General features: G+C 61.6%; 9 protein-coding genes. 6 read left to right on the top strand and 3 right to left on the bottom strand.

Going from position 1 to position 9,441, the window contains the following annotated elements; all coding sequences use genetic code 11:
• The 5 genes from BLJAPNOD_RS35805 to BLJAPNOD_RS20750 form a co-directional block, all read left to right on the top strand.
• Positions 1 to 196 (top strand): hypothetical protein (locus tag BLJAPNOD_RS35805; RefSeq protein ID WP_206750050.1); only part of this gene is annotated, 196 nt, incomplete at its 5' end.
• 198 nt (positions 197 to 394) lie between these two features.
• Positions 395 to 3,382 (top strand): autotransporter domain-containing protein, encoded by a 2,988-nt coding sequence (locus BLJAPNOD_RS20775; protein ID WP_115420999.1) that lies wholly within the window; start codon positions 395 to 397, stop codon positions 3,380 to 3,382.
• A gap of 101 nt (positions 3,383 to 3,483) precedes the next feature.
• The gene (locus tag BLJAPNOD_RS20770) at positions 3,484 to 3,822 is read left to right on the top strand and encodes an I78 family peptidase inhibitor (protein ID WP_244610983.1); all 339 of its coding nucleotides are present in this window, start codon (positions 3,484 to 3,486) and stop codon (positions 3,820 to 3,822) included.
• A gap of 1,130 nt (positions 3,823 to 4,952) precedes the next feature.
• On the top strand, positions 4,953 to 5,867 hold the full coding sequence (yghU, locus tag BLJAPNOD_RS20755) for a glutathione-dependent disulfide-bond oxidoreductase (protein ID WP_115420997.1): 915 nt from the start codon (positions 4,953 to 4,955) through the stop codon (positions 5,865 to 5,867).
• Positions 5,868 to 5,877: 10 nt separating this feature from the next.
• A complete protein-coding gene (locus BLJAPNOD_RS20750; RefSeq protein WP_115420996.1) occupies positions 5,878 to 6,255 on the top strand; it encodes a hypothetical protein in 378 nt (125 codons plus the stop codon).
• Between the two features lie 117 nt (positions 6,256 to 6,372).
• Here the strand turns inward: BLJAPNOD_RS20750 and BLJAPNOD_RS20745 are convergent, their stop codons facing one another.
• Positions 6,373 to 6,579: a hypothetical protein gene (locus tag BLJAPNOD_RS20745; RefSeq protein WP_147294564.1), complete on the bottom strand. Its 207-nt coding sequence runs from the start codon at positions 6,577 to 6,579 to the stop codon at positions 6,373 to 6,375.
• A gap of 171 nt (positions 6,580 to 6,750) precedes the next feature.
• Here BLJAPNOD_RS20745 and BLJAPNOD_RS20740 point away from each other — a divergent pair, with 171 nt between their 5' ends.
• Positions 6,751 to 7,404 carry a glutathione S-transferase family protein gene (locus BLJAPNOD_RS20740; RefSeq protein ID WP_115420994.1) on the top strand — a complete coding sequence of 218 codons (654 nt, stop codon included), beginning with the start codon at positions 6,751 to 6,753 and terminating at the stop codon, positions 7,402 to 7,404.
• 128 nt (positions 7,405 to 7,532) lie between these two features.
• On the opposite strand, the gene BLJAPNOD_RS20735 is transcribed toward BLJAPNOD_RS20740, so the two are convergent.
• Together BLJAPNOD_RS20735 and BLJAPNOD_RS20730 are read right to left on the bottom strand one after the other, a co-directional pair.
• The gene (locus BLJAPNOD_RS20735) at positions 7,533 to 8,336 is read right to left on the bottom strand and encodes an ABC transporter ATP-binding protein (RefSeq protein ID WP_115420993.1); all 804 of its coding nucleotides are present in this window, start codon (positions 8,334 to 8,336) and stop codon (positions 7,533 to 7,535) included.
• A complete protein-coding gene (locus tag BLJAPNOD_RS20730) occupies positions 8,333 to 9,316 on the bottom strand; it encodes an iron chelate uptake ABC transporter family permease subunit (protein ID WP_115421400.1) in 984 nt (327 codons plus the stop codon). Before BLJAPNOD_RS20730 ends, BLJAPNOD_RS20735 begins: the two co-directional genes overlap by 4 nt.
• Positions 9,317 to 9,441: the final 125 nt, after the last annotated feature.

The raw sequence follows: 9,441 nt of genomic DNA, 5'->3' as shown, positions 1-9,441 counted from the left end.
TCTGAAGGATCTGGCCGGCCGGCTGTACGCTGAGCGGCCGTTCGCGGCTGAAATGATCCCAACATCGCGCTTCACCGACCTCCCGCACATCCTCGCGAAACGCCGTGCCGCCATAGCCCCGAAGCTCAGCAGAACGGCCGAAACATACAACGGCGCGTTCTGCGCCCGACGTCGGTGTTTGCAGGCTCCCAAATAGACACCGTTGATACGATGGCATTTGCCTCCGACACGGGGCGCGGCTCACGCATCCGATGTTATTGCGAGCTCCGTTCCGTCGGTCGCGCCAGCTATGGTGCGCCAGCTATGGTAGAGAATCATTAACCATGGTTAGCTAGGTATCGTCACCCATACCGCTGGCTATCTCGCGAGCGTTCGATAGCATTGGCAGTCACCCATGCAGAAGACACCGCTTGCGGCACACTCCCGGCGTATCGGCTTTTTCACCGCATTGGCCTCGTTCGCTTTGACAGTGCCTTCCCTTGCCCAGTCCGTCTGGTCCGGCAGTTCGGACAATGAATTCAGCAACGGCGCGAACTGGGACCCCGCCCTGCCCGGCACGGGCGATACAGCGGTCGTCAACGACGGCTCGCCACAGGTCACCAATTCGTCGACAATTCGCGAACTCGGTGTGGACGGCGGCAATGTCACGATCACCAATACCGGTGCGCTCACCGTCAGCGGCGGCAGCACGATTGCCTCGGGCAGCATCAGCATCAACGCCGGCGGCGCCTTGAACTCGGATGTCGACCTGAGCGGTGGCGGCCTGTCCATCGACGGCGACCTCAATGGAAAATTGACGCTGAGCAACGGCAACGTATCGGTGAACGGAACACTGGACAGCGCCGCGATCGGTTCGGGGACGTCCCTTTCCAACAACGGCCAGGTCGGCGACGTGAACGTTTCTGCCGCGGGAACATTCGTCAACAACAGCGGCGCAACCGCCGGCGCCATTACCAATGCCGGCACCGGCTCCAACGCCGGAACGATCGATGCGCTGACGAACACGGCAGGAAACTTCACCAACAACACCGGCGGCACGATCACGGGGAAAACGACCGTTTCGGGTGGCACCGTGACGAACAATTTCGTCGTCACGGAAGCGGATGTCGAAGCCGCCGCCACGTTCGTCAACAACAACGGCGCGATGGCGGGCAAAGTCACGAACTCAGGCACCGTATCGAACGCCGGCACGATCGCCTCCGTCAACAACAAGGACGGAGCCTTCACCAACAATTTCGGCGGCGAAGTGACCGGCGAGACGACGGTCTCGGGCGGCAACGTCACCAACAATGCGACGCTTGCCACCGTCACCGTCGGCGCCGACGGCAGCTTTACGAACACCTCCGGCGCCACCGCCGGTGCGGTCGCAAACAGCGGCATTTCTTCCAATGCCGGCACGATCGCGTCCCTGACGAACACATCAGGGAACTTCACCAACAATTCCGGCGGCACGATTGCAGGCAAGGCAACGGTTGCAGGCGGGACGGTGACGAACAACTTCGTCGTGACGCAAGCGGACGTTGCGGCCACGGCCGCCTTCGTCAACAACAGCGGCGCGACGGTCGGCGCGCTTGAGAATGCCGGCAACACCGCGAATGCGGGCACTGTCGCGTCCCTGAACAATACCGACGGGACGTTCACGAACAACGGCGGCGGCACTGTCACCGGCACGACTGCGGTATCGGGCGGCAGCGTCGTCAACAATGCGGCGCTCGCTGACGTCGAAGTCGGCTCCGGGGGCACATTCACGAACAACAGCGGCTCCACTGCCGGTGCCGTGAGAAATGCCGGCGCGGGTTCGAACGACGGAACCATCGCCTCACTGGCGTTGAGCGACGGCCTGTTTTCGAACACCGGCACGATCAATGGCACGGCAACAGTCACGGGCGGCGCGCTCGTCAACGATGGCGTGGTCGTTGGCAGCGTCGACGTCTTCGATGGCGGGCTGTTGTCCGGCACCGGCGTCGTCGGCGGACTGGCAGTCAATGCGGGTGGCGTGTTCTCGCCCGGCCCAGGCATCCAGACCGCCACCGTCGATGGAGACGTGATATTCCGGTCTCGATCAACTTACCAAGTGGAGGTCGATACGACGGGCCTCTCCGACCGCCTTGATGTGTCCGGTGCCATCAGCATCGAAGGCGGAACGCTCGAAGTTCTGGCCGGAAGCGGCACCTATGCCTCGACGACCGACTACACGATCCTGACGGGCGGTAGCGTCACCGGTGCGTTTGACGACGTTATCAGCAACTTTGCCTTCCTGTTGCCGAGTCTGACATACCGCGCCACCAGCGTCGATCTCACCCTTGATCGCAATGACGTGCGTTTCGCCGATGTGGCGGAGACAGCGAACGGCCGTACGACAGCGAATGCCGTAGAGGCGCTAGGACCGTCGAACCCGCTGTTCCTAAACGTTGTGTCACTGGATGAGCAATCCGCCGGCAGCGCCTTTTCGCAACTGAGCGGCGAAGCCCATGCTTCTCTCAAGAGCGAACTGCTCTGGGACAGCCGTTTTCCGCGGCAGGCGGTTCTCGACCGCAAGAGCCCGGCGCAAGACCAGGGCTTACGGCAATCGGACGACGTGGTGTTTTGGACATCCGCTTATACGGCCGCAAACCAACTCTCCGGTGACGGCAACGCAGTCGGCGTCGATGGTCGAACGGCGGGCGTCGTGTTCGGGGCGGATGCCGCGATCTCCGACACATGGCGCCTCGGCGGCCTTCTCGGCTACAGCCATCTCACCATGCAACCGGAAGCACGCGCGGATTCCTATCACGCCGGTCTCTATGTCTCCGGCGAAATCGGACTGCTGGATCTGATGGCTGGGGCGATCTATTCCCACAACGAAACCTCGACCCGACGCGATGTTGCCTTTGGTTCCCTCTCCGAGCGTCTGACTGCGGACTACGACAGCGCCACCCGCCAGGTTTTTGTAGATCTGTCATGGACGTTTGCGGCAGACGATATCAAGGTCCAGCCTTTCGCCAACATCGCCTATGTCGATCTCGATACCGACGCATTCAGCGAGACGGGCGGCACCGCCGCGGTCTCAGCGGCCGAGGGCTCGGACGCGGTGGCGGTATCGACGGTTGGCCTGCGCTGGTCGGCAGACATTCCCGGCAGTGAACTGCCAATCGCTGCCTCCGGCATGTTGGGTTGGCGGCATGCCGCGGGAGACCTGACGCCTTCGGCGCGGCTTGCATTTGCCGGCGGCAGCTTCTTCACAATCGGTGGCGTCACCATGCCCCGCGATGCTCTGGTGATGGAGGCAGGCATTTCCGCGAGGCTGTCCGCAGCCGCGCAGGTGACGCTGACCTATCTGGGCGAATTCGCCGACGGCGTGCAAGCGAGCGCCGCCCGGGCAAATCTGATCGTGAATTTCTAGGCAAGCGACACACGCCAATGGCTGCCATCCCAGGTTCGCCCGCCCACAACCGGACCTTCCCGCAATGGATCATTGGTCTCGCTGCCGCCTGATTGCTCTGATTGTTCGGCATTTTCAGAAGTGAAAGGATGATCCCCTTGATTTACGCCCGTCATTTCGCAGCACTTGCAGCAAGTCTTCTCCTGCTTGGAGCCACCGGCTGCCAGAAGGAGCCGGAATCCACCGCAGCCCAAACAGCGGGGTCGTGCAAGCCAAATGCAGCAGAAGCCCTGGCAGGCAAAGACAGGATTTCCGATGAGGACGCAAAGCAAATGACGGGTGCGACGATCGTCAGGCAATTGAAGCCCGGGGATCCGGCCACCATGGACTTCCGGCAGGAGCGCGTCACCATCGAAACGGACCCGGCGACGGGCAAGATTGTCCGCGCTATGTGCGGGTAGACGTCGACGAATGGCACAAAGCAGCTGGGCCAGATCGGCTCCACCTTGAAGGTGCTCCACGGTGCCAATGCTCGCATCGACACCCGTCGCAAAAAGCAGCGTGCAAACACGCCTTTCTGCTCATCGTTCCGCTTGTCGCAGACGGGGGAACGACCATCCGCCCTCCCTTGTCCCACAGAGACGCCGTCATGCCTCGTCTTGCGCAGGGGCGCGATAGTCGGCGAACCTGCGACCCGGTGCGACGTCGCAACGGCCGATGGGACGTCCTGAACATCGCCATCAATCCGGCCGCCTAAAAACGCTCTTGTCCTGGAGATCATCTTCATCGAGGACGAGAACCATTTCCGAGCCATCGAACTCGCGGCTACCCCGATTTGGCTCTGCGCGCGACGAAGACGAAGTGACCTTCGAAGTCCCGAAACTCTGCAGGACATCAGTCTGCTCGTTCGGCTTTCGTCCTAAGCCAAACGCGTTTTGAGTGCATGGCCCGCGGCGAGAGATTATCGCGGGCTTTCGACCGCGCCGCGCGTCTCATCAGGCGGACAAATATCGCTGTAGCACTTTGACCTGCTGCATGTTTTGAACCTTAAGCCGGATAGGTTTCAAGGAAATCAGACCGCTCCCCTGATCGCGTCACCACCCTCCCATCCCAGTAGACGACGGTAGCTTCGTTCTCGCTTGCTTCATCGTGCTGATGCGCGCCGCTTCAACATCCCGCGCATGCCCAACCCACTGGCTCCGCCGGGCGGAGGCGGCAAGCATGCTTCCTGCTGCAGCTTTTTTGCGCCACAAAGTGCGCAAGCTCAGCACGGCCAGATATACCTCGACCGAGGCATCATCCGCGGATTCTGCCTCCCGCGGACGATGCTCGGTGGCCAACCAAGAGAAAACGAGGAACTGGATCACCGCGGAAGGTTGCGTCGGCATCGCTCAACCGGTAGCACGGCTCCAGGCCGTCCACGTTGCCATCTCGATGGTTCCCTCAGACTTTGCATCGTGAACACCTTTTGTTCAAAAATCCACCATATCGGCAGGTGGCGGGAGCTGGTGAAGACCGAGCGCCAACCTATATTGAGCGACGTCACACCGGGTAGCTCGGATGTGTTCTGGCAACGACAAGGATAGATTTTATGAGCGAGAAATCCCCGGCCGATAATTTTCCCGCCGGCTATGAACTCCCCAAGGTCTGGACCTGGGACAAAGGCAACGGCGGCGCGTTCGCCAGTATCAACCGCCCGATCGCCGGCCCCACGCACGAAAAGGCACTGCCCGTCGGCAAGCATCCGCTTCAGCTCTATTCCCTTGCCACTCCCAACGGCGTGAAAGTGACGATCATGCTGGAAGAGCTACTGGCGGCCGGCCATTCTCAAGCAGAATATGATGCCTGGCCGATCCGCATCGGCGATGGTGACCAGTTCGGTTCCGATTTCGTCGAAATCAATCCGAATTCCAAGATCCCGGCGCTGTTTGACCATGCGCCCAAGGGTGGCGGCGCGCCGGTTCGCGTGTTCGAATCTGCGTCCATCCTGCTCTATCTCGCGGAGAAATTCGGTGCGTTCCTGCCGGCCGAGCTTCGCGCTCGTACGGAAACCTTCAACTGGCTGTTCTGGCAGATGGGCTCCGCGCCCTTCCTCGGCGGCGGCTTCGGCCATTTCTATGCCTATGCGCCGATGCAGATCAAATACGCCATCGATCGTTATGCGATGGAGGTGAAGCGCCAGCTCGACGTGCTCGATCGCCACCTCGAAGTCAATCAGTTCATGGCCGGCAAGGAATACACGATCGCCGATATGGCCATCTGGCCCTGGTACGGCAACCTGGCACTCAATCAGGCCTATGGCGACGCCGGCACTTTCCTCGACGTCCAGAGTTACAAGCACGTCCAGCGCTGGACCGCGGAAATCGCCGCCCGACCTGCAGTCAAGCGTGGCCGCATGGTCAACCGCCTGAGCGGCGATCCGTCCGAGCAGTTGCATGAACGCCACGACGCCTCCGACTTCGATACGAAGACGCAGGACAAGATCAACCAAAACGAGACAGCGTAAGGAGAAACGAATGGCCAAGCTGCCTGATATGACGAAACACCGGGGTTTTCCCTACGCCATGCCAGGCACAGGCATACAGTTCGTTATCCGCCGCGCCAATCCCAAAGGGGCAACGCCGATCAAGGCTTTGCCCCGCCATGCCCGGCCTGGTTCGGGGGCGCACCGCATCGACGCTGCATTCCTCCACGCCCTTTGGCACCATTTCGGCGCCGAGCCATTCGAGCGCGGCAATCTTGACGCCGCCCGGCTCAATCTCCTTTTCGGCCGCGAGGTCACGGCTGTCGAGAAGGATTTCGATCCGGTGTCCTATGAAGCCCTGCTCGTCATCAACGAACGGGTCGCCCGACAGAGTTTCCCTGAATCCTTCGAAGACGTCTTCGAAGTTTGAAGCAACGGACCCCGACCTGTGCGAATCGCCCCCGCACAGGTCCCTTGGCCGAACAGGCCGCTCGCTGCGCAACACGATGGATATTCTTCCGTTGACCTGATCTGTCGGGCAGCCCGTTCAAAGTTGCGCGAATATGCGCTTGAGCTGCAAGCCCAAGGTCGCCGCACGAACCGGCATCAGCACCATCATCCCGATCCAGAACCCGTAATTGCCCCAAACTTGCTGGAAGGCGCATGCCATCGCAAGGAAGACTATCGTGGAGACAAACATGCTTTTGCGCAGTTCGCGTGTCCGGATCACGCCAATGAAGACGTCATCGAGCATGTAACTCGTGACCGAGATCGGCCGCAACACGACGACGTAGGGAAGGAAACGGGTCGCCGCAGCATCCTTCGAGTACCATGTAAAATGACCGCTAGGATTATCTAGCGGAGGACCTGTCGGAACCGCATCCCGCCAGCCGTCTTTAAGACTGGCAAGCCATGGAGAACAGCGATGACGATCACGATTACCGCTTTTGAACGATCCCCCGATCGCGGCAAGGGGATGGCGCGTGACATGCGTGTTCGTTGGGCGCTCGAAGAAGTGGGCCAGCCATACGACGTTCGTCTTGTGTCGTTCAAGGCGCTGAAGGAACCCGCCCATATCGCGCTTCAGCCTTTCGGGCAGATCCCGAGCTATGAAGAAGGCGACCTTGTCCTGTTCGAGTCGGGGGCGATCGTGTTCCATATCGCCGAGCGCCATTCGGGCCTGCTGCCGGACGATGCGAATGCCCGGTCACGCGCGATCGCATGGATGTTCGCCGCGCTCAGCACGTTGGAGCCGCCCATCGTTGAGCGCGAAGTCGCCAGATATCTGGAGAGCGACAAGACCTGGTATGAGGAGCGCCTCCCTGCCGTTGAGGAACGCATCCGTAAACGACTGAACGAACTGTCCTTCCGGCTGGGCGATGCCGAGTGGCTCGACGGCGCGTTCAGCGCCGGCGATCTCCTGATGGTGACCGTCCTGCGCAGGTTGGAAGGATCGGGTCTGCTGAACGACTACCCGAACCTTTCCGCCTACATTGCCCGCGGCCAGGCGCGACCCGCCTACCGGAGTGCTTTCGACGCGCAATTGGCCATTTTCACCGCCACCTCGACAGGCGACTAAAGATTCGCACCTCGCCGCAAAGGCCAGTCGACCGCGGGGCATCGGGCCATGCGCGGGCTGAGCAAGAACCAATAGCACGGGTCAACCTCGAACGGCGCGCAGGCCGCAACCGGTGACAGACCTCTGCCTCATCCCCTGCCCCTCGGCACGATCAAGGGCGTATCTGAAACCGGATCGGGGATGATGAGACAGGGCAGGCCAAAGACATTTTCGACCATTTTCTCGGTGACGACGTCTTTCGGCGCACCTTCCGCGACGACGGTGCCGTCCTTCATGGCAATGATGTGGGTGGCATAGCGGCAGGCATGGTTGAGATCGTGCAGCACGGCGACGACCGTGCGCCCCTTGGCATTGAGATCCTGGCAAAGATCGAGAAGTTCGATCTGGTGAGCGATGTCGAGGAAGGTCGTCGGCTCGTCAAGCAGGAGGATCGGGGTTTGCTGGGCCAACACCATCGCCACCCATACCCGTTGCCGTTGGCCGCCGGAAAGCTCGTCGACAGGGCGGCCCGAAAGCCCGGCCGTTCCTGTCGCGGCGAGCGCTGCTTCAACGGCTTCTTCGTCGGCACAGGACCATTGCCGGAACAGCGATTGATGTGGGTAGCGACCTCGGGCGACGAGATCGGCGACCGTGATGCCGTCAGGTGCAATCGAGGCCTGCGGCAGCAGGCCAAGGGTGCGAGCCAGTTGTTTACCCTGGTATTGCGCCAACGCCTTGCCGTCGAGAACAACCGCGCCTGCCGATGGAGCAAGCACGCGTGCCATGGCGCGCAACAAGGTCGATTTGCCGCTGGCATTCGGCCCGACGATGACCGTGAAGGACCCGTCTGGAATGGCGACCGACAGGTCCTGGGAAATGATCCGCTCGTCATAACACAGCGTCGCATTCTCAACGCGAAGCCTTGCCGGTCCATTGACCTTGCATTCCGTCATCGTCTTGCCTCGCGGATCAGCAACCAAAGGAAATAGAAGCCGCCGATGCTGACCGTCATGACGCCGACGGGCAGTTGAACGCCGAAAGCATGCTGGGCCACCCAATCGGCCACGGCGAGCAACAGCGCGCCCATCAGCGCCGATGGAATGAGGGCAACGCCTGCCGTGCGCGTGATGCGCCGCGCGATCTGCGGAGCAGCCAACGATATGAAGGAAATCGGCCCGGCGGCGGCCGTCGCAAGTGCAGTCAGCGCGACGCCGAGTATCATCAGCAAAAGGCGCAGGCGCGTTGCGTTTACACCTGACGTCGTTGCCGCATCGTCGCCAAGTTCGAGCTGGCGCAGCGGTCGCGACAGGGCTGCAAGAATGGGAGTGATGAAGACCAGCATTGCAAGGACGGGAAGCACCTGTTCGAACGAAAGGCCGGTCAGGGAACCGCCCCCCCAGATCGCGGCCGACATGGCGATCGGAAGATCGGCCTGCCGGATCATCCACGCATTGAAGGCGCCGAGCATGGCGGACATGCCGATACCGATGACAATCAGCCGGAAGCCCTGCACACCGCGGCGATAGGCGAGGAGATAGACGCAGGTAGCCGTGACGATCCCACCGGCGAGCGCTCCGCCCGCCGTTTGGTAGTATCCGCCGGAGAACAGCAGAATGACCATGAGTGCGCCGGTGTACGAGCCGGCGGAAAAGCCGATAATGTCGGGCGATCCGAGAGGATTGCGGGTCAGGGACTGGAAGATCGCCCCACTCAGTCCCAGCGCGCTGCCCAGCAGGCAGGCGAGCAGCAGCCTTGGCAGGCGCCATTCGGTAACGACCATGCGGATGTTCTCGTCCCCGCCGCCCAGCAACGCGCGCAAGACGTCAGCAGGCGGGATGGAAAACTTTCCGCTCGAAAGCGACACCGCGCCGACCACCGCGATCAGCAACAACAGGATCGCGCTCACGGCGAAGCTGCGCAGATCGAGCCGCACGGACAACCGCCCGCCAGACGACCTGATAACGACAACCGCCCGGCCGACATCGAGCGCTCGAGCACACGGAGCGCGTGAGTGCGCACTTGGACAGCGATTATTGGGTTGGTCCAGGCTGGTTTCGG

Origin of the sequence: Ensifer sp. M14 (genome assembly GCF_003355565.1) — a bacterium.
Lineage (GTDB): Bacteria > Pseudomonadota > Alphaproteobacteria > Rhizobiales > Rhizobiaceae > Ensifer.
The sequence above is the reverse complement of the archived record's forward strand: the minus strand, read 5'-3'. Positions and strand labels throughout refer to the sequence as shown.

What these genes read in the sequence shown, in the direction of transcription:
- BLJAPNOD_RS20775 (WP_115420999.1), top strand. Translation starts at nt 395, where the DNA reads ATGCAGAAGACACCGCTTGCGGCACACTCCCGGCGTATCGGCTTTTTC.
- yghU (WP_115420997.1), top strand. Translation starts at nt 4,953, where the DNA reads ATGAGCGAGAAATCCCCGGCCGATAATTTTCCCGCCGGCTATGAACTC.
- BLJAPNOD_RS20750 (WP_115420996.1), top strand. Translation starts at nt 5,878, where the DNA reads ATGGCCAAGCTGCCTGATATGACGAAACACCGGGGTTTTCCCTACGCC.
- BLJAPNOD_RS20745 (WP_147294564.1), bottom strand. Translation starts at nt 6,579, where the DNA reads ATGCTCGATGACGTCTTCATTGGCGTGATCCGGACACGCGAACTGCGC.
- BLJAPNOD_RS20740 (WP_115420994.1), top strand. Translation starts at nt 6,751, where the DNA reads ATGACGATCACGATTACCGCTTTTGAACGATCCCCCGATCGCGGCAAG.
- BLJAPNOD_RS20735 (WP_115420993.1), bottom strand. Translation starts at nt 8,336, where the DNA reads ATGACGGAATGCAAGGTCAATGGACCGGCAAGGCTTCGCGTTGAGAAT.